20 protein-coding genes are annotated in these 18,281 nt (G+C 68.9%); 17 read left to right on the top strand and 3 right to left on the bottom strand.

Features of this window, described 5'->3' with window-relative positions:
• Positions 1-19: 19 nt before the first annotated feature.
• From ACN8HC_RS08400 to ACN8HC_RS08390, 3 genes are read left to right on the top strand one after another with little or no spacing between them, the layout of a single operon-like run.
• On the top strand, positions 20-928 hold the full coding sequence (locus tag ACN8HC_RS08400; protein WP_490074379.1) for a carbohydrate kinase family protein: 909 nt from the start codon (positions 20-22) through the stop codon (positions 926-928).
• A complete protein-coding gene (locus ACN8HC_RS08395) occupies positions 928-1,848 on the top strand; it encodes a pseudouridine-5'-phosphate glycosidase (protein WP_490074378.1) in 921 nt (306 codons plus the stop codon). Before ACN8HC_RS08400 ends, ACN8HC_RS08395 begins: the two co-directional genes overlap by 1 nt.
• A 56-nt stretch (positions 1,849-1,904) precedes the next feature.
• Entirely contained in the window at positions 1,905-2,609 is a 705-nt protein-coding gene (locus ACN8HC_RS08390; RefSeq protein ID WP_490074377.1) for a hypothetical protein, read from the top strand.
• Between the two features lie 79 nt (positions 2,610-2,688).
• On the opposite strand, the gene ACN8HC_RS08385 is transcribed toward ACN8HC_RS08390, so the two are convergent.
• Complete coding sequence (locus ACN8HC_RS08385; protein WP_490074376.1) at positions 2,689-3,303, bottom strand: CGNR zinc finger domain-containing protein; 615 nt, start codon at positions 3,301-3,303, stop codon at positions 2,689-2,691.
• Positions 3,304-3,383: 80 nt separating this feature from the next.
• Here ACN8HC_RS08385 and ACN8HC_RS08380 point away from each other — a divergent pair, with 80 nt between their 5' ends.
• Genes ACN8HC_RS08380 through ACN8HC_RS08370 form a run of 3 tightly spaced genes read left to right on the top strand, consistent with a single transcriptional unit; the run spans position 3,384 to position 5,276 of the window.
• Entirely contained in the window at positions 3,384-3,929 is a 546-nt protein-coding gene (locus ACN8HC_RS08380; RefSeq protein WP_490074375.1) for a hypothetical protein, read from the top strand.
• A gap of 44 nt (positions 3,930-3,973) precedes the next feature.
• Positions 3,974-4,198, top strand: coding sequence for a hypothetical protein (locus ACN8HC_RS08375; RefSeq protein WP_490074374.1), 225 nt, complete (start codon positions 3,974-3,976; stop codon positions 4,196-4,198).
• A complete protein-coding gene (locus ACN8HC_RS08370) occupies positions 4,170-5,276 on the top strand; it encodes a serine hydrolase domain-containing protein (RefSeq protein WP_490074373.1) in 1,107 nt (368 codons plus the stop codon). Before ACN8HC_RS08375 ends, ACN8HC_RS08370 begins: the two co-directional genes overlap by 29 nt.
• Here the strand turns inward: ACN8HC_RS08370 and ACN8HC_RS08365 are convergent.
• Positions 5,265-6,122, bottom strand: coding sequence for an alpha/beta fold hydrolase (locus tag ACN8HC_RS08365; RefSeq protein WP_490074372.1), 858 nt, complete (start codon positions 6,120-6,122; stop codon positions 5,265-5,267). The genes ACN8HC_RS08370 and ACN8HC_RS08365 overlap by 12 nt on opposite strands.
• Positions 6,123-6,199: 77 nt before the next feature.
• On the opposite strand from ACN8HC_RS08365, the gene ACN8HC_RS08360 reads away from it, so the two are divergent.
• Positions 6,200-6,823, top strand: a complete 624-nt coding sequence (locus ACN8HC_RS08360; protein ID WP_490074371.1) for a GntR family transcriptional regulator — start codon at positions 6,200-6,202, stop codon at positions 6,821-6,823.
• Complete coding sequence (locus ACN8HC_RS08355; protein ID WP_490074370.1) at positions 6,820-8,178, top strand: MFS transporter; 1,359 nt, start codon at positions 6,820-6,822, stop codon at positions 8,176-8,178. The genes ACN8HC_RS08360 and ACN8HC_RS08355 overlap by 4 nt, the downstream gene beginning before the upstream one ends.
• A gap of 148 nt (positions 8,179-8,326) precedes the next feature.
• On the opposite strand, the gene ACN8HC_RS08350 is transcribed toward ACN8HC_RS08355, so the two are convergent.
• Entirely contained in the window at positions 8,327-8,851 is a 525-nt protein-coding gene (locus ACN8HC_RS08350; protein ID WP_490074369.1) for an inorganic diphosphatase, read from the bottom strand.
• A gap of 86 nt (positions 8,852-8,937) precedes the next feature.
• Here ACN8HC_RS08350 and dacB point away from each other — a divergent pair, with 86 nt between their 5' ends.
• The 9 genes from dacB (at position 8,938) to ACN8HC_RS08305 (ending at position 18,248) form a co-directional block, all read left to right on the top strand.
• Positions 8,938-10,359, top strand: a complete 1,422-nt coding sequence (gene dacB / locus ACN8HC_RS08345; protein WP_490074368.1) for a D-alanyl-D-alanine carboxypeptidase/D-alanyl-D-alanine endopeptidase — start codon at positions 8,938-8,940, stop codon at positions 10,357-10,359.
• Positions 10,360-10,572: 213 nt separating this feature from the next.
• On the top strand, positions 10,573-11,616 hold the full coding sequence (locus tag ACN8HC_RS08340; protein ID WP_490074367.1) for a zinc-dependent metalloprotease: 1,044 nt from the start codon (positions 10,573-10,575) through the stop codon (positions 11,614-11,616).
• Between the two features lie 11 nt (positions 11,617-11,627).
• Positions 11,628-12,653, top strand: a complete 1,026-nt coding sequence (tilS, locus tag ACN8HC_RS08335; protein ID WP_490074366.1) for a tRNA lysidine(34) synthetase TilS — start codon at positions 11,628-11,630, stop codon at positions 12,651-12,653.
• Positions 12,654-12,657: 4 nt separating this feature from the next.
• Positions 12,658-13,209, top strand: a complete 552-nt coding sequence (gene hpt / locus ACN8HC_RS08330) for a hypoxanthine phosphoribosyltransferase (protein WP_490074365.1) — start codon at positions 12,658-12,660, stop codon at positions 13,207-13,209.
• 203 nt (positions 13,210-13,412) lie between these two features.
• On the top strand, positions 13,413-15,446 hold the full coding sequence (gene ftsH / locus ACN8HC_RS08325; RefSeq protein WP_490074364.1) for an ATP-dependent zinc metalloprotease FtsH: 2,034 nt from the start codon (positions 13,413-13,415) through the stop codon (positions 15,444-15,446).
• Positions 15,424-16,011, top strand: coding sequence for a GTP cyclohydrolase I FolE (gene folE, locus ACN8HC_RS08320; protein ID WP_490074363.1), 588 nt, complete (start codon positions 15,424-15,426; stop codon positions 16,009-16,011). The genes ftsH and folE overlap by 23 nt, the downstream gene beginning before the upstream one ends.
• Positions 16,011-16,868, top strand: coding sequence for a dihydropteroate synthase (gene folP / locus ACN8HC_RS08315; protein WP_490074362.1), 858 nt, complete (start codon positions 16,011-16,013; stop codon positions 16,866-16,868). Before folE ends, folP begins: the two co-directional genes overlap by 1 nt.
• Entirely contained in the window at positions 16,861-17,754 is an 894-nt protein-coding gene (folK, locus tag ACN8HC_RS08310) for a 2-amino-4-hydroxy-6-hydroxymethyldihydropteridine diphosphokinase (RefSeq protein ID WP_490074361.1), read from the top strand. The genes folP and folK overlap by 8 nt, the downstream gene beginning before the upstream one ends.
• Positions 17,751-18,248 carry a DUF3180 domain-containing protein gene (locus ACN8HC_RS08305; protein ID WP_490074360.1) on the top strand — a complete coding sequence of 166 codons (498 nt, stop codon included), beginning with the start codon at positions 17,751-17,753 and terminating at the stop codon, positions 18,246-18,248. Before folK ends, ACN8HC_RS08305 begins: the two co-directional genes overlap by 4 nt.
• Positions 18,249-18,281 lie beyond the last annotated feature (33 nt).

Below are 18,281 nucleotides of genomic sequence, written 5' to 3'. Positions count from 1 at the left end.
CCCTGACAGACTGACTTTCGTGGCAACGGTGCTGGTGGTGGGCGGCGCGAATGTCGACGTCATCGGCCGGTCGAGCGGGCCGTTCGTCACCGGCACCAGCAACCCGGGCAGCACACACAGCAGTCCGGGTGGAGTGGGCCGCAACATCGCGGCGAATCTCGGACTGCTCGGTGTGCCGACCGTCCTGATCGCGGCATTCGGCGATGACACCTTTGGGCGGCGGATGGAGGACGAAACGCGTGCCGCTGGAGTCGATCTGAGCCATTCGGTGCAACTGCCGATGCCGAGCGGGAGCTATCTGGCGATGCTCGGCGCCGACGGTGAGCTGGTCGGTGCGGTCTCCGACATGACGGCCGGCGAGTCGCTGGCACCCCAGCACGTGCCCGACGCCGTCGTGGCGGCCGCGTCGTACCTCGTGGTCGACACCAATCTCTCGGCGCAACTGCTGGAGCACGTATGCCGCAGAGCGGCCGCCCACGATGTGCCGGTGATCCTGGACCCGGTGTCGGTCCCGAAGGCGGAGCGTCTGGCACCGGTCCTCGGTCACGCACCGATCCACACGATCACGCCCACCCGGGCCGAACTCGCGGCGCTGTCCGGCGAGCAGGGGCTCGAGAGTGGCGTCACTGCACTACTCGGCCTCGGTGTCGATCGTGTCTGGGTGCGCGAAGGCGCAAGTGGTTCAACGCTTTTCGCTGCCGACTCGGTGGTGCGTGTGCCGGCGATACCGGCCGAGGTGCGTGACGTGACCGGTGCCGGCGACGCGATGTGCGCGGCATACGTCCACGCCCTCACCGCCGGACTGGACGACGCCGCGGCAGTCGCGCGTGGTGCTGCGGCGGCATACCTGACCGTCACCAGCGACCACACGGTCCGGCCCGACCTTTCCGCCGAACTCCTCGAACGTGTCCTGAAGGAGCCTGTATGATGACGCCGCATCCCCGCTTGCAGCTGACCGATGAAGTGCGCACCGCGCTCGCCGACGGTCGTCCCGTGCTGGCGCTGGAGAGCACGATCATCAGTCACGGGATGCCCTATCCGGACAACGTGCGCATGGCACGCGAGGTCGAGGCGTTGATCCGCAACGCCGGTGTGACGCCCGCGACGATCGCCGTGCTCGGCGGTGTGCCGCGCATCGGGCTCGGCGACGATGATCTCGAAATGCTCGGCCGCGCCGGAGAATCCGTCACCAAGGCCAGCGTGCGCGACCTGGCCTACGTGCTGGCCAAGGGCAGCCACGGAGCGACGACAGTCGCGGCGACCATGCGGCTCGCGTCGCTCGCCGGCATCCGGGTCTTCGCCACCGGCGGGCTGGGCGGCGTGCACCGCGGGGCGGTGACCTCGATGGACGTCTCGGCCGACCTCACCGAGCTGTCTCGCACGCCGGTCGCCGTCATCTCCGCCGGGGTGAAGTCGATCCTCGACATCGGGCTGACCCTGGAGGCGATGGAGACCCTCTCGATCCCCGTCGTCGGTTATCAGACCGGCGAATTCCCTTCCTTCTATTCACGATCCAGCGGGTATGCCGTGCCGATGCGCGCCGACAGTCCTGAGGAGCTCGCGGTGATCATGAGCACGCAGTGGGGCCTGGGCATCACCGCCGGACTGGACATCGCCAACCCGATCCCCGCGGCGGACGAGATCCCCGCCGAGCAGATCGCCGGAATCATCGAGCAGGCGCTCGCCGACCTGGATCGGCTGGGCATCACCGGGAAGGACGCCACGCCATACCTGCTCGGGCGGGTCGTCGAGCTGACCGGCGGTGCATCGCTCACCGCCAACATCGCGCTGGTCAAGAACAACGCGCTGCTCGGCGCCCAGCTCGCGACGGCCTATTCGCGGCTCTGACCTCGGCACCAGCGCGCGAGCGTTGTCCGGCGCTGCGGAGCGCGGGACAATGCGGCATGCAACGGCGTGGGGTTCTGCCCGAGGACGCGCCGGACCCTCGCGTGGAGCTGGCCGCGCGGGCCCGGCAGCTGCCCGTGCCGGTCATGGGCCTGGTGCCCCAGCCGGCCCTGGAGGACACCGGCACGCTCGGCGTCACCGACGGCCACGATGCCTCCCGTCTCGTCGACATGTCGGTCAGCGTCACCTACACGTTGTGGCGCACTCCGGCCGACCGGTCGGACCCGGTCAACCTGGCCGCACTCGACGACCAGACCCGGGACGCCATCGAGCGGGACACGCCCTGGCCACGGCCGAGGTGGCTGCTCGAGCACCTTCAACAGATGCGCTATCCCCAGCTGTGGGACGCCGTCCGAACTTCCTGGCGCCGAGATGGCAGAGGCCTCGAGCTGGTCGACGAGCTGGCAGCCCACGCCGACGACGTGGCGGGTAACAGGGGCGATGGCGAGGACTGGGCCGACCGGTGGTCGGCGGAATCACGCCGGGCGGCCGCGGGCGCAAGGCGGGACGTGATGATCGACGTCGATGGCGTGCCGGTTCGCGCCGCCGAGATCGACACGCATCCGGCCATTTATGCCATCGGCGTCCAACTCACGCCAAGCAGTGTCGCCACCGTGGTGCTGCCGCGCAGTGCCATGCCGTATGTCGCCGTAGCTCTTGCCGCACGAGACGCCCCCACATCGAGGGGACACGAAACACAGTGAGAGGACACGAAATGCGGCCGCGGACGGCCGAAATATCGTGTCCTCTCGGCCGTTTCGTGTTCTCTCGGCGAAGGGGGCGTCAGTTGTGCCGGCGCGCTGCGAAGGCAGCTTGCTTCGCCCGGTTGCCGCACACCGCCATCTGACACCAGCGCCGCCGGCCCGAAGTGTTGAGGAAGAGCCACCCGCAGTCCACGCCCGGGCACGCCGTGACGGTCTTCCGCACGTCGCTGGTGAGCAGGTTGCCGGCCTCCAGCAGGAATGCGTCGACTGGATCGTCGAGCTGGGGCGACGCGTCGAATTCCCAACGAGCTGAGCGGTTCTCGAGGATGAGGCGTTGCCGAGTGTGCGCCCTGCTGATCGCCTCCGCCAGCCGGCGGCGGGAAGCGGCGCGAGGCTCGCCGGTGAGCGCGGCGTAGAGATCTGCGCGGAGGCCCCGGGTTCGCTGCAGCGTTCCCGCGGCATCGTCGGGCTGCTTCGCTGCCCGGCTGCGGAGCAGCTCGCCGGCCTCGGCGGAGATGACCCCGGAGGTGACCGCGAGCAGCGCGAGCGCGTCATACAACCGCAGGTATTCGCCGCCTGGGCCGGGCGCCTCGCGCCATCCGGCGCGCGTGTTGCACAGCTCGAGCGCGGGATGTCCGCTGAGCGGCTTGGGGAGTCGGATCCCGTCGACCTCAATCACCCAGGGGGTTGACATACCCGCATTCAACCACTGTTATCGATAACCAGTTAAACTGATCTAGCGGTTAGGACGGCATGATGCGAATTTCACGACGTATGGCGACAGGAGTCGGCGTCCTCGTGTTCGCCGTGGGTGGTGCGCAGGCGGTTCCGGCGCAGGCAGCTGCGCGGTCGACGACGTCGATGGGCTGGCATCGGGTGACCGAGGCATGGCAGCCCTACGTCCAGCCGGACATCACCTTTCCTGCGACGCGGTACTGCGGGTCGTTCGACCTGAAGTCCACCGTGATCAGCCAGAACATCCGCTACCGGGTGATCTCGCGCTGGGACAACGGAGTCGCACGCCAGACCTTCTACAACGGGCCGTTGGTCATGGACGTCAGCAACGCGACGACAGGCAAGTCCGGCGACTATTTCATGGGAGGGGACGGCATCGAGACCGACGACGCCACGGGCGCCATCCAGACCTATCAAATGATGGGCCCGGTGGGGTTCGGTATGCCGATCGGCAGTTCTACAGGAATCGCTCCCGGCGTGTACGTGTTCAGCGGCAACCATGTCGTGCAGTTCAATGCCGACGGGAGCCGCACACTGACGCGGTCTTCCGGCCCCGCGACCGACCTGTGCACGGCGCTGGGTTGACGCCGGGTCGGTAGTCCGGTTCCTCGCGGTGCACAATGGAAGGCGTGATTGCCGCCCTGTCAGCCAAGCTCGACCAGAACGACGGGCACCCCATCGGCATCGGCGTCGGGTTCTTCGGCATCTGCCTCTTGATGATCCTGCTCTTCCTGCTCATCGTCTGGGTCGGCAAGCAGCGCGACAAGCGGCGTGGGCCTCGTCCGGCACCGGAGCTGCCGCTGCTGGTCAAGAAGGACGAGGAGCGTGAGCGTCGCAAGCAGTCCGGTCGATGATGCGATCGCGGCCCTCGAGGCGGCGCGCTCCACACCGGTAACGCCCGCCGGACCCCGGCTTGCCGGCGCCGTCGGCATCCTGGCGGTCGAGGACGACATCCTCGCCATGCACGTCACCGGCCACGCCGTCCTGTATGACGCGGCCGGCGCGCTCCTCCCGTCCGACGCCCGGGTGCCGATGCGCGCCGACACCGTCTTCGACCTGGCGTCGCTGACCAAGCTCTTCACCGCGACGGTGGCGATGCAGCAGGTGGAGGCGGGGCTGCTCGACCTCGAGGCGCCGGTCGCCCACTACCTGCCGTCCTTCGCAGCAGGCGGCAAGGGGGGCATCAGCGTCCGCCAGTTGCTCACGCACACCAGTGGCCTGGAGTGGTGGTTACCGCTCTGGCGGGACTGGCCCGACCCGGAGAGCCGCATCAGTGCCGCGCTCAGCAACCCGCCCGCCAGTGCGCCCGGTGGCTTCGTCTACAGCGACCTCAACCTGATCGCGCTCGGCGTGCTGCTCGAACAGCTCGGCGGTACATCGCTCGATGTGCTCGTGCGCGACGGGATCACGCAGCCGCTCGGGATGTCCGACACCGGCTTCGTCACCCAGTTGGGTCACGTTCCGGCACAGCGCTTCGCGGCGACCGAGATCCAGGGCGACGCGGGTCGCGGCATGGTGCGCGGTGAGGTTCACGACGAGAACGCCTGGTCCCTCGGCGGCGTCGCGGGCCACGCGGGGATCTTCTCCACCGCCGGCGACCTGTTGCGCTTCGTGCGCGTCTTCACCTCGCCCGATCCGCCGATCCTGCGCCGCCCCAGCGTGATCCAGATGACCACCGATCTCAATCCTGACCTCCCGGACGACGCACACGGCCTGGGCTTCGAGATCGATCAACCGCGCTACATGGGCGCGCTCAGCGGGCCGCGGACGATCGGGCACACCGGATTCACCGGCACCTCGGTGGTGGCCGATGTCGAACGGGATGCGGTCGCCATCCTGCTCACCAACGCGGTGCATCCGCACCGGCCGGAGACGTCGATCAACGCGCTGCGGGCGCAATGGGCGAGCGCGCTGGCCGCCTCACTGCGTTGACCGCGCACGGCGGATGATGGCATCCGCGACCGCGTCCGCATTGACCTCCGGTAACCAGTGCCCCGCGCCGTCCAGCTCGACGAACTCGTAGTCGCCCGAAACGAATTCAGCGCTCTTCTCCGCCGCCGCGCGGCCCAGGGCGAAGTCCCGGCTGCCCCAGAGATAGGTGGTCGGGACCTCGATGATGCGCGCCGCGCCGCCACCGATCGAGCGGGGCGAGCGGGCGAGACCTTGCAGCTGGCCGGCGAACATGGCGCGATACCAGTTCAGCGGCCCGGTGAGGGCCTCCGGTGTGTCGAAGCGGTCGGCATACTTCTGCGCATCCTCGGCGGCCATCCCGGTCTTGAGATACATCTGCGGCAATTGGCGCAGCACGGCGCGCTCGGCGATCCACGGCAACTGGAAGAACGCCATGTAGCTGCTCTTGCGCCACTGGTCGCTGTGCGTCATCGCCCAGGTCAGGGCGGCGGGGTGCGGGGTGGAGAGCACCGTGCAGGAGGCGACTCGGTGGGGGTGCGCGCCGGCGAACGACCAGGCGACCGCACCACCCCAGTCGTGGCCGACGATGTGCGCCCGGTCGGCACCGGCAGCATCCAGCAAGGCCACGACGTCACCGCACAGCTCACGCAGCCGGTATGCCGAAACGCTTCGCGGCGAGGCACCGGGGGAGTAGCCGCGCTGATCCGGTGCCAGGACGCGATAACCGGCATCGACCAGTTGCGGCGTGACCTTGTCCCACGCCTGGCGGTCCTGCGGAAAACCGTGCAGCAGCACGACAACCGGTGCATCCTCTGGTCCGCTGTCGGTCACGTCGAAGGTCAGCTCGTCGCGCGTGAAAGTCTGCATCTCACGACGGTAGTCCACCTGCCTCTCCCTGGGCCGACTTCACGAAAAGGCATTGTTGCATCTAAGATAGATACAACATGAGTGCAAGCGACAAGGCATACGAACACGTCAAGGCCGGCATCCTCGGGGGTGACATCCCGCCGAGCACCTTCCTGACCGAGGGTCAGCTCGCCGAGGAGATCGGCATCTCCCGCACGCCCGTCCGGGAGGCGTTGTTGCGACTGCAGGCCGAAGGCATGGTCGAGCTGTTTCCCAAGAAGGGCGCGCTGGTCACCGCGCCGACCGCACGCGAAACGCGTGAGGTCTTCGAGGCCCGCGCGCTCATCGAGGAGTGGGCCGCCGCGCAGATGTGGTCGCGTCGCGCCGACGCCATACCTGCGTTGCGGGCGCGACTGGACGAGATGACGGCCGCGCTCAAGACCGACGACGTCAGCTCGTTCAGCGCAGCCGACCGGGCGTTCCACGAAGTCATCGTCGAGGCGGCCGGCAACTCGGTCATCGCCCGGCAGTACTGCCACCTGCGCGACCGGCAGATCGTCATCGTCGCCGGCAACCTCCGGGGCGACAAGCCCCGGATGACCAGTTCGCTGCGGCAGCACCGCGAGCTGTTGCGCCTGCTCGAATCGGGCACGAAGGCGCAGTTCGTGCACGGCTGCCGCGAGCACGTGAGCTACGCCGTGAGCCTGGCGGTGACCCGATGAACGCGCCGGCAACCGAGAGCGGTCAGTTGCCCGGCGTCGTCGAGACCCCCTCTGCCCAGTGGCCGCTCGGCGGCCGGCGGGCGTGGGTGGTCTTCCTGTCCGCGCTGGCCATCTACATCCTGGCCATCTTCCACCGGACCTCGCTGGGTGTTGCCGGCATCATCGCTGCCGAGCGCTTCCACATCAGTTCGGCGCAGTTGGCGACGTTCGTCATGGTGCAGCTGATCGTCTATGTGGGCATGCAGGTTCCCGTCGGGGCGCTCCTGGACCGCTTCGGCTCCAAGGTGCTGCTCTTCGCCGGCGTCAGCACGATGACGATCGCGCAGTTCGGTTTCGCCTTCGCAAACACCTTCGCGCTCGGTGTGCTGGCTCGGGTCTTCGTCGGCATGGGCGACGCGATGGTCTTCATCTCGCTGCTGCGCATCGTCGCGCTGTGGTTCCCACCGGCACGCGCGCCGATGATGAGCCAGTTGTGTGGCGTCTTCGGCCAATTCGGCGCAATCGCAGCGGCCGGGCCGCTGTCCGCGGCACTGCACACCTTCGGCTGGACCAAGTCCTACCTGATGGCGTCCTCGATCGGCATCGTGCTCGCGATCGTCCTGCTGCTGGTGGGTCGGGACTCGCCATACACGAGCAAGGAACGCACCGAGATCAAGCTGCGCGCGGTCGCCCGCGCGGTGTCCAGCGCGTGGCGCGAGCCAGGCACCAAGCTCGGGCTGTGGTGCCATTTCACGTCGCAGTTCAGCACGACCGTCTTCAGTCTGATGTGGGGCTTCCCGTTCCTGACCAAGGGGGAGGGGTTGTCATCCGCGACGGCCAGCCTCCTGCTGGAGATCATGGTGGTCGCCACGGTCACCGCGAGTCCGCTCTTCGGCGCGTTCACCGCGCGCTACCCCTACAACCGGTCCACCCTGGTGCTCGGCTCGGTCGCCGCGATCATGTCGATGTGGGGTGTCGTACTGCTCTGGCCCGGCCGGGCGCCGTTGTGGCTGCTCGTGCTCCTGGTGGTCGTCACCGCGATCGGCGGCCCTGGATCGATGATCGGCTTCGACCTGGCCCGGACCTTCAACCCCGCGCACCGGATCGGCTCCGCGTCCGGCATCGTCAACGTGGGCGGTTTCACCGCGACGCTGCTGTCCGTGTTCGTGATCGGTGTCATCCTCGACCGCGCGGCACCCGGCGGCGCGGCGAGCTACGACCTGCACGCGTTCCGGCTGGGGATGTCGTTCCAGTACGTCATGTGGCTCTTCGGCATCGTGCAGATCCTGCGCTACCGCCGCCGCACCCGCCGCCTCGTCGCGGCCGACGACGACTACCGTCACCTGCGCGTCGGCGTCGGTATGACGGACAGCTGACCCGCCGCGCCCCCGTGCCGAGAGGCCCAGAAACACCTCGAGAGGCCCAGGAAATCCAAGCGAATCCACCTGATTTCCTGGGCCTCTCGAACCGTAAGTAGGCCTCTCGGCGAAGGGCGTGAGGGGTCCTCCGCCGCGGGCGCGGGGGTCAGTGCTGGTTCGGCGCCACCCAGCGCGCGGTGTCGACGCCCTGGTCCTTCGCGCGCTGCAGCGCGTCGGCGACGATCTGCTCGGCGTCCTCGCGGCCGGCCCAGTGCGAGCCCTCCTCGACGCTCTTGCCCGGCTCGAGGACCTTGTAGGTCTCGAAGAAGTGCTTGATCTCGTCGAGCAGGAAGCTGTTGACGTCACTCACGTCCTGGATGTGGTCCCAGCGCGGGTCACCGGCGATGACCGACAGGATCTTGTCGTCGCCGCCGGCCTCGTCGACCATCTTGAAGACACCGACCGGGCGCGCCTCCACGACCGCCCCGGGCACCACCGACTCGGTGATCAGCAGCATCGCGTCGAGAGGGTCGCCGTCCTCGCCGAGGGTGTGCTCGATGTAGCCGTAGTCCGTGGGGTACTGCATCGACGTGAACAATCGCCGGTCGAGGCGCAGCCGCCCCGTCGCGTGGTCGATCTCGTACTTGTTGCGGCTGCCCTGCGGCACCTCGATGGTGACGTCGAACTCCATTGGGTCTGTCCCTTCGCCGGATTCGGTGTGCTTGACTGGCGCCTAGTTTGGCGCACCGACGAGCGCGCCGTCGTCCGAGGGGTGCTATGAAGAAGCGGGTCGCGGCCGTGGCGGCCGCCGTCGTCGTGCTCGCCGCCGGCTACGAGACCCTCGATGTGTATGACGTGGTGCCGGGCCCGCTCACCCGCGCCGCGGCGGACTCGCAGCCGGTGCCGCAACCGGGGAAGACGCGGGTCGGACCGTCCGTCGCACCACCGACACCTGCTGCCGCCGTCCCGCTGCACGCCGCCGACGGACCTGAGCAGCTACCGGCCAAGGTGCGCGCTCGCGTCGCCGCCGCGATGAAGGCACCGGACCTGGCCAAGAAGCTCGCCGTGGAGGTGCTCGACGGCACGACCGGCCAGGTGCTCGTCCAGCAGAACGCCGACAAACCGATGACTCCGGCGTCGACCACCAAGTTGCTGTCGGCGTGGGTGATCGCCAACACGATGGATCTGGACAAGCCGCTCACCACGAAGGTCGTGACCGGCTCGTCCGCGGACTCGATCGTCCTGGTCGCCGGTGGCGACACCGCGCTCAATCCCGGCAAAGGCGACCCCGATTCGGTCAACGGGCACGCGGGCCTCGCCGATCTCGCCGCCCAGGTCGCGACAGCGTTGAAGAAGTCGGGTCAGACGGCGGTGACGGTCGGTGTCGACACGTCATACGCGCCGGGTCCGCTCACCGCGAAGCACTGGGATCCGGGTGTCGTCGCCGCCGGATACGCCGCCCGTATCGCCCAACTCGGGCTCTCCACCGAGCGCGCCACCGACCCGGCGCGGCCGACACCCGCCGATCCAGTCGGGTCGACCCTGGAGGCGTTCGTGAAAGACCTTGCGACACAGGGCATTACCGCGAAGGCGGGCCGGCACGTCACCGCTCCGCCCAAGGCGACGCAGCTGGGGGCGGTCCAATCCTCCCCGTTGCTCGACGTGCTCGGTGACGCGCTGCAGCGCAGCGACAACGCGATGATCGAGTCGCTGGCTCGGCAAGCGGCGTTCGAGCACGGAGTCGGCGGCTCCACTGCAGACGTTGCCGCATTCGTCGGAAAGACTTTGCGTCAAAGCGGTTTCGACCTCGCCGGAGTGAAGCTTGCCGACATGTCGGGACTGTCCGACGGCACCACGATTCCGGCGCGGGTGCTCGCCGACGTGTTGTTGTCCGGAACCAGTGGCAAGAACCGGCCGTTCGCCGAGGTCCTCACGCGGCTGAGCGTCGGCGGCTACAACGGCACGCTCGACAACCGCTTTCTGCAGACCTCCAACTTCTCTGCGGCCGGCGACGTCCGGGCCAAGACCGGGTCGCTGACCGATGTTGCATCGCTCGCCGGCACGGTCCTCACCGAGGACAACCGGGTCCTCGTCTTCGCCGTGATCAGCAACGCGGCAAAGTCGTGGGGGCCATATGGCACTCGTGCCGCGATCGACGACTTCGTCGCGGACCTGCAGAAGTGCGGCTGCTCCGAGTAGGAGGCGAAAAGTTCCGAGCGACAACACCGTTCCCGAGTCACGCCAGCACTGGCTCGACTCGGAGTCGTCGCTGCGGGTGCGGTCGCGGCAGGAGCTGCTCCGTCGCCAGTTGGAGACACACCTCAGGCCACCATCGCCCACCTCGGTCTTCCGGCGCCCGGCCGTCTGACGTGCCGTTCCCGAGACCCGGGCGAGAAAAGTACGCTCGACCTCATGTCTGAGGGGTATGTCGATTGGGACCTGGCCAAGCGCACCGGCCGCCGCTGGGTGTCCCACGGGCCGGACACCACGCCGGCCGAAGCCGCCGACGTGGTTGCCGAGCTACGCGACGCCGCACACCGCGCGCTGCAACCGGTCGCCGACACCGCCCGCCTCGACGCGAGCGCCGGCGCCGATTCGCCGGTCTACGTGGTGGACCGTGCGGCATGGATCGACGTCAACGTCGACTCGATGGCGGGTCTGCTCGCGCCCGTCGTCGACGCGCTGACCGCCAAGCGCAAGGCCGGCCCGCGCGCCCGCGCCATCGGCGCCATGGTGACGGGCGCCGAGACCGGGGCGCTGATGGGTTTCGTCGCGAGCAAGGTGCTCGGGCAGTTCGACATGGCGCCGACCGGCACACCGAGCCTCCTGCTGGTGGCGCCCAACATCGTGGCCGCCGAGCGCGAACTGCACGTCGACCCCTCCGACTTCCGGCTCTGGGTGTGCCTGCACGAGGAGACGCACCGCGTGCAGTTCACCGCGGTGCCGTGGCTGCGGCAACACATGATCGACCGGATCCGTGCGCTCGTGATCGAGTTGATACCCGACCCGGAGCTGCTGCAGCAGCGGCTGCAGGCCGCGGCCAAGGCCATCCCTGCTGCGTTGCGCGAGGGCGGCGGGGGTCTCACCGATCTGGTCGTCAGCCCCGAACAGCGTGCGGAGCTGGCCAACCTCACGGCGATCATGTCCCTGCTCGAAGGGCACGCCGATGTCGTGATGGACGACGTGGGCCCGCAGATCGTGCCGTCGGTGGATGAGATCCGCCGCAAGTTCGACCAACGCCGCAAGGGAGCCGGCGGCCTGGACCGGATCGTCCGCCGGCTCATCGGGTTGGAGGCCAAGATGCGGCAATACCGGGACGGCGCCGCCTTCTGCCGCGCCGTGCAGGACCAGGTCGGCGTCGACGGCTTCAACGCCGTCTGGTCGAGCCCGGAAAATCTGCCGACGGCCGCCGAGATCTACGCCCCCGCGACCTGGGTCGCTCGCGTCCACGGCTGAACGAGGGTCATATGACGGGTCCACACCCGGCAGTCGCCGCGTGTCGCCGGCAGGTGCGACGAGCGATCGGCACTGCAGCACTACCTACCGAAAGCACTGCGCTCGTGGCGTGTTCGGGCGGTGCCGACTCACTGGCGCTCGTCGCCGCCGTGGCGTTCGAGGCCCCGAAACTCCGCCTGCAAACGGTTGCCGTAGTGGTCGACCACCAGTTGCAGGACGGCTCCCGCGAGGTCGCGGAGTGGGCCGCCGAGCAGTGCCGGGATCTCGGCATGGAGCGCGCCGAGGTCCGCACCATCGATGTCGTCGGCGGCGGTGGTCCGGAGGCGGCCGCCCGGGACGCCAGGTATGCCGCCCTGCGCGAAGCGGCTGCGTCATACGACGCGAATGCGGTGCTGCTCGGGCACACCCGCGACGACCAGGCCGAGACGGTGTTGCTCGCGCTCGCCCGCGGGTCCGGTCCGCGCGCGATCACCGGTATGGTGCGCTTGGCGGATCTCGATACAGCCTCGCCCCTGGGGGCTCGGCCTACTCGACCGGCCAAGGCGCTGCGGCCGTTCCTGGACGTGACGCGCGCGGAGACCCATGCGGCGTGCGCCGCCCTCGGCCTGCGGCCCTGGCACGACCCGCACAACGACGACCCGCGCTACCTGCGGGTGCGCGTCCGCCGAGCGCTCACCGACCTGGAGACGGACATCGGCCCGGGCGTCGTCGCCGGCCTCGCGCGGACCGCCGACCTGGTGCGCGACGACCTCGCGTTCCTGGACGAATGGGCCGCCGAGGTCGCCGCCCGGCTCGGCGAATCGCCGTGGCCGGTCGACCAACTGGCCGCGCTCGCCGCCCCCGTCCGCACTCGAGTATGGCGGGAGCTGCTCCGCGGGGCGGGCGCACCGGCCGCGGCACTGGGCAAGGTGCACATCGACGCCGTGGACGCCCTGGTGATCCACTGGCGCGGGCAACGGCCGATCCCCGTGCCCGGCGGCCTGCACGTGCGCAGAGGTGCCGGGCTGATCGTGGTGGAGCCGCGTCGGGTTCAATAGGTCTATGGATTCCAGCCATATGGGCAATGACCTGGACCACGTCCTCTTCACCGAGAAGCAGATCCACGCGCGCCTCGACGAGCTGGCGACCGAGATCTGGCGCGACTACCACGACAAGGACGTGCTGCTGGTCGGCGTGCTGAAGGGCGCCATCCTGGTGATGGCAGACCTGATGCGGGCGCTGCCCGGGACGGTGCCGATGGACTGGATGGCCGTGTCGTCATACGGCTCGGGCACCAAGTCCAGCGGCGTGGTCCGTATCCTCAAGGACCTGGACACCGACATCACCGGCCGCCACGTGCTCATCGTCGAGGACATCATCGACTCCGGCCTGACCCTCAACTGGATCCGCAGCAACCTCAGCTCGCGCCAGCCCGCGTCGCTGGAGATCTGCACGCTCTTGCGCAAGCCGGAGGCGGCCAAGGTGGAGATCGACTGCAAGTACGTCGGTTTCGACATACCCAACGAGTTCGTGGTCGGCTACGGCCTCGACTACGACGAGCGATACCGCAACCTGCGGGACATCGGCACGCTTGCGGAGCACGTCTATTCGTGATTTCGGCGGCCCGGCGCGCTGCCGCGAGTGTGTCGCAGGTGACCTCCGTGACAGGCTGCGCGGAACATCGCCGCCGTCCCGGTCGTTGATCCAGCCGGGACGCCCCGGGAGTTGCCTCATATCCCGCGGTGTACCGTCTATTGGTCTGTCGTCGGGCTCGGCCCAACTGTGAGCAGGAGGATCGGGGCACGCCCCGCAGCTACATGAACTACAAGCGCGTTCTACGCAGCCCTGGGCTCTGGGTCATCCTCGTCGTATTGCTCGGCGTCCTGTGGCTCGCCGTGGGCAATGTCGGTGGATACCAGAAGATCGACACGTCCCAGGCCGAAAACCTCATCTCCAGCAAACAGGTCGAGTCCGCGACGATGACGCCCGACTCGATCAAGCTGACGCTCAAGGACCCGACGACGGTCGGTGGCAAGAAGGACCTCACCAAGGTCGAGGCCGACTACGTCGACCCCCGCGGTGACCAGCTGGTCAACCTGCTCCAGAAGAACCCGCCGTCCGGCGGCTACACCGACGACCCGCAGAAGCAGAGCGTCTGGCTGTCGATCCTGATCAGCATGGCGCCGTTCATCCTGTTCATCCTGATCTTCTGGTTCCTGATGAGCCAGATGCAGGGCGGCGGCTCGCGGGTCATGCAGTTCGGGAAGTCCCGCGCCAAGCTGGCCAGCAAGGACATGCCCAAGGTGACCTTCGCCGATGTCGCGGGTGCCGACGAGGCCGTCGAGGAGCTCCACGAGATCAAGGAGTTCCTCCAGTCGCCGAAGAAGTTCCTCGACGTCGGCGCCAAGATCCCCAAGGGCGTGCTGCTCTACGGCCCACCCGGCACCGGCAAGACCCTGCTCGCCCGCGCCGTCGCCGGTGAGGCGGGTGTGCCGTTCTACTCGATCTCCGGCTCGGACTTCGTCGAGATGTTCGTCGGTGTCGGTGCGAGCCGCGTGCGCGACCTCTTCGAGCAGGCCAAGGCGAACGCTCCGGCGATCATCTTCGTCGACGAGATCGACGCCGTCGGCCGGCACCGCGGCGCCGGCCTGGGTGGCGGCCACGACGAGCGCGAGCAGACCCTCAACCAGCTGCTGGTCGAGATGGACGGCTTCGACGTCAAGACCAACGTCATCCTCATCGCCGCCACCAACCGCCCCGACATTCTCGACCCGGCGCTGCTGCGGCCCGGTCGCTTCGACCGGCAGATCGCCGTCGAGGCGCCCGACATGGCGGGCCGCCACCACATCCTGCAGGTGCACGCCAAGGGCAAGCCGATGTCCAAGGACATCGACCTGCTGCAGGTGGCCCGTCGCACGCCCGGCTTCTCCGGTGCCGACCTGGCCAACGTGCTCAACGAGTCCGCCCTGCTGACCGCCCGGTCCAACGCCCAGGTCATCGACAACCGGGCACTCGACGAGGCGATCGACCGGGTCATGGCGGGGCCGCAGAAGCGGACCCGGGTGATGAGCGCCAAGGAGCGCAAGATCACGGCATACCACGAGGGCGGGCACGCCCTGGTCGCCGCGGCGCTCAACCACACCGACCCGGTCAGCAAGATCACCATCCTGCCGCGCGGCCGCGCCCTCGGTTACACGATGGTGCTGCCGGTCGACGACAAGTACTCCACCACCCGCAACGAGCTGCTCGACCAGCTGGCCTACGCGCTCGGCGGCCGGGTCGCCGAGGAGATCGTCTTCCACGACCCGAGCACCGGTGCCGCCAACGACATCGAGAAGGCGACCGGTCTGGCCCGCAAGATGGTCACCCAGTTCGGCATGAGCGAGCGGGTCGGCGCCATCAAGCTCGGCTCCGCCGGATCCGAGGTCTTCCTCGGCCGCGACATGGGCCACGAGCGCGACTACTCCGAGGAACTCGCCGGCGTCGTCGACGAGGAGGTGCGCCGGCTGATCGAGGCGGCGCACGACGAGGCCTGGTACGCCCTCAACGACAACCGCGACATCCTCGACAACCTGGTGCTCGAGCTGCTCGAGAAGGAAACGCTCGACGTGCACCAGCTGGCCGAGGTGTTCAAAGAGGTCAAGAAGCGCCCGAAGCGCAAGGTCTGGCTCTCCAGCGACCGCCGCAACGTCAGCGACCGCCCGCCGGTGCTCACCCCGGCCGAGCGCAAGGCGCTCGCCAACGGCGTCGACCTGGAGAAGGAGCAGCGGCAGCAGGCGGCCCAGGTGCACCCGCCTGAGGCGGTCGTCGAGGTCCCGGACGGCGGGTATGTCGATCCCACCGAACGTTGATCTGGAGCGCGCAGCGGCCGCAGTCCGCGAGCTGCTGATCGCGCTCGGCGAGGACCCGGAGCGGGAGGGGCTGCGCGACACCCCCAACCGCGTCGCGCGCGCCTATGCCGAGACCTTCGCCGGCATGTGGCAGACGCCCGAGGATGCGCTCAGCCGCACCTTCGACGTCGACCACTCCGAACTGGTGATCGTCCGCGACATCGAGGTCTACTCCACGTGTGAGCACCACCTGGTGCCGTTCCACGGGGTCGCGCACGTCGGCTACATCCCCGCGGCCGATGGCCGCGTCACCGGCTTGTCCAAGATCGCCCGGCTGGTCGAGGTCTTCGCCCGGCGACCGCAGGTGCAGGAGCGGTTGACCAGCCAGATCGCCGACGCCCTCGTCGACCACCTGCACGCCCAGGGCGTGCTCGTCGTCGTCGAGTGCGAACACCTCTGCATGTCGATGCGCGGCGTCCGCAAACCCGGCGCCGTCACCATCACCTCTGCGGTCCGCGGGCAGCTGACCAGCGCCGCCACTCGGGCGGAGGCGATGAGCCTGATCAACGCACAGAGCCGGCGTTGATGAGCGCGGCCGCGTCGACCGTGTTGCCGAGGCGTCCCGCCGACCGCCCGCTGGTGATGGGCGTCGTCAACGTCACGCCCGACTCGTTCTCCGACGGTGGGCTGTTCTTCGATGCCGCTGCCGCCGTTGCACACGGCCGCGAGCTGATCGCGCAGGGCGCGGACATCCTCGACATCGGCGGTGAGTCCACGCGGCCGGGCGCCGAGCGGCCGTCCGTGAACGAGGAGCTGCGCCGCGTCATACCGGTCATCGAGGGGCTGGCCGACGCCGACGTGTGGATCTCGATCGACACGATGCGCGCACCGGTCGCCTCGGCGGCTGTGGCAGCGGGTGCGCGAATCATCAACGATGTGAGCGGTGGCCTGGCCGACCCGGAGATGACGTCGGTCGCCGCAGAGACCGGCGCCGGCTTCGTCGTCATGCACTGGCGGGGTCACAGCCACGACATGCAGACGCGCGCGATCTACGACGACGTGACGGCCGATGTATGCCGGGAGCTGGCCGACCAGGTCGGCGCTGCGCTGGATGCGGGCGTCGCACGGGAGCAGATCGCCATCGACCCCGGACTGGGTTTCGCCAAGACTGCCGAGCAGAACTGGGTGCTGCTGCAACACCTTTCGGCATTCCAGCAGATGCAGCTGCCGGTGCTCGTGGGGGCGTCCCGCAAGTCGTTCCTCGCACGGATGGGCAGCCCCACGGGCGGCCCGGTCCCGGCCGAACAGCGCGACTTCGCGACCGCGGCCGTGTCGGTCGTGCTGGCGCAGGCCGAGGTGTGGGCGATCCGGGTGCACGAGGTGCGGTCGACGTTCGCGGCGTGCGACGTGGTGAAGCACCTCCGAGAGGCTCGTCATGAGTGACCGGATCGGCCTGACCCGACTGGCCGTGACCACGCCGCACGGTGTGCTGGCGCACGAAAAGCTGGAGCCGCAAAGGTTTTTCGTCGACATCGTGATCGAATGCGATGTGTCTCGGGCGGCTCGCAGCGACGACCTCGGACACACGATCAGCTACGCGGAGATCGCGCAGGACGCCGAGCGGATCATGACGCAGCCGCCGGTCGACCTGATCGAACACCTTGCGGAGCAGATCGCTGCCTCCGTGCTGCAGCGGGTCGCGGCGGAGGCCGTCGAGGTGACCGTGCACAAACCGGACGCTCCCGCTGGGGTCGACTTCGCCGGCTTCGGGCTGGCCGGACCGCTCGTGTCGGTGCGGCGCCAGCAGCATCGGCCGGTCGTTATCGCGCTGGGCGCCAATCTCGGGCACCGCGTCCGCACCCTCGAGGCCGCAGTCCGCGCCCTCGGTCGCATCGAGGGCCTGGACCTGATCGAGGTCAGCGGGCTCTTCGAGACCGATCCGGTCGGCGGACCGGCGCAGCCGGACTACCTCAATGCCGTCGCGGTCGGCACCACCCGGCTCGCACCCTGGACGCTGCTCGACCGGCTGCACGAGATCGAGGCCGGCCGTGGCCGCACCCGCGAGATCCGCTGGGGTGCAAGGACGCTCGACCTCGACCTGATCCAGGTCGGTGACCCGGCCGCCGCGACCGACCTCCGTTTCGAGACCGACGAGCTGATGCTGCCGCACCCGCGCGCGGCCGAGCGGGCCTTCGTGCTGGCGCCGTGGCTGGACGCCGATCCACAGGCGCAGCTGCGGGTCGGTCGCAAGGTGCTGCCGGTGTCCGAGCTGCTCCGGCAGGCCGACAGCACCGGCATCCGGGTCGGCCCGGAGTGGAGACCGCTGTGAGCGACTCGGGAGTGAGCTGGCGGCACGCGCTGGGAATCGGAATCGTCATACTCCTCGTCTGTTACGGCGTCCTGCGGTGGACCACGTCCCACGGGCACGGACTCCCGCACATGTCCTGGTTCCTGCTCGTCACGATCGTGCTGTTGTCCATCGCGGTTCTGGCGGCCGGTGCCGAGGTACGCGCCTACCTGCACGGCACGTCGACGCGCCCGCCGTCGCCGCAACGCGCTCGGCGCGCACTGGTGGCGGCCCAGGCGTGCGTGCTCGCCGGTGCGATGTTCGCCGGGTGGTTCGGCGCGTTTGCCCTGATCGAGCTGGGCCGGCTGGACGCGGACAGTGCGTTCGGCAACATGATCCAGGCCGCGGTGCTCTGCGCCGCATCCGTCGGAGCGGTGGCGACCGGGTTGATCGTGCAGAGCTGGTGCCGCATCCCGGAGGACAAGGACCGCGACAAGGACGGTGACTCGCACGGCGGCGGTCCGCTGCACGCCTGACGCACCCGCCGAGCCGGGCCGGTGCGCTTGACT

The sequence above is a fragment of the Flexivirga sp. YIM B11880 genome (assembly GCF_058148645.1).
Note: the sequence above shows the minus strand (reverse complement) of the source record. Positions and strands in the feature narration are given on the sequence as shown.

Excerpts from the sequence above, each read along its gene's own strand:
- ACN8HC_RS08395 (WP_490074378.1), top strand. The coding sequence starts at position 928 with ATGACGCCGCATCCCCGCTTGCAGCTGACCGATGAAGTGCGCACCGCG.
- ACN8HC_RS08390 (WP_490074377.1), top strand. The coding sequence starts at position 1,905 with ATGCAACGGCGTGGGGTTCTGCCCGAGGACGCGCCGGACCCTCGCGTG.
- ACN8HC_RS08385 (WP_490074376.1), bottom strand. The coding sequence starts at position 3,303 with ATGTCAACCCCCTGGGTGATTGAGGTCGACGGGATCCGACTCCCCAAG.
- ACN8HC_RS08380 (WP_490074375.1), top strand. The coding sequence starts at position 3,384 with ATGGCGACAGGAGTCGGCGTCCTCGTGTTCGCCGTGGGTGGTGCGCAG.
- ACN8HC_RS08365 (WP_490074372.1), bottom strand. The coding sequence starts at position 6,122 with ATGCAGACTTTCACGCGCGACGAGCTGACCTTCGACGTGACCGACAGC.
- ACN8HC_RS08360 (WP_490074371.1), top strand. The coding sequence starts at position 6,200 with ATGAGTGCAAGCGACAAGGCATACGAACACGTCAAGGCCGGCATCCTC.
- ACN8HC_RS08355 (WP_490074370.1), top strand. The coding sequence starts at position 6,820 with ATGAACGCGCCGGCAACCGAGAGCGGTCAGTTGCCCGGCGTCGTCGAG.
- ACN8HC_RS08350 (WP_490074369.1), bottom strand. The coding sequence starts at position 8,851 with ATGGAGTTCGACGTCACCATCGAGGTGCCGCAGGGCAGCCGCAACAAG.
- dacB (WP_490074368.1), top strand. The coding sequence starts at position 8,938 with ATGAAGAAGCGGGTCGCGGCCGTGGCGGCCGCCGTCGTCGTGCTCGCC.
- ACN8HC_RS08340 (WP_490074367.1), top strand. The coding sequence starts at position 10,573 with ATGTCTGAGGGGTATGTCGATTGGGACCTGGCCAAGCGCACCGGCCGC.
- tilS (WP_490074366.1), top strand. The coding sequence starts at position 11,628 with ATGACGGGTCCACACCCGGCAGTCGCCGCGTGTCGCCGGCAGGTGCGA.
- hpt (WP_490074365.1), top strand. The coding sequence starts at position 12,658 with ATGGATTCCAGCCATATGGGCAATGACCTGGACCACGTCCTCTTCACC.
- ftsH (WP_490074364.1), top strand. The coding sequence starts at position 13,413 with ATGAACTACAAGCGCGTTCTACGCAGCCCTGGGCTCTGGGTCATCCTC.
- folE (WP_490074363.1), top strand. The coding sequence starts at position 15,424 with ATGTCGATCCCACCGAACGTTGATCTGGAGCGCGCAGCGGCCGCAGTC.
- folP (WP_490074362.1), top strand. The coding sequence starts at position 16,011 with ATGAGCGCGGCCGCGTCGACCGTGTTGCCGAGGCGTCCCGCCGACCGC.
- folK (WP_490074361.1), top strand. The coding sequence starts at position 16,861 with ATGAGTGACCGGATCGGCCTGACCCGACTGGCCGTGACCACGCCGCAC.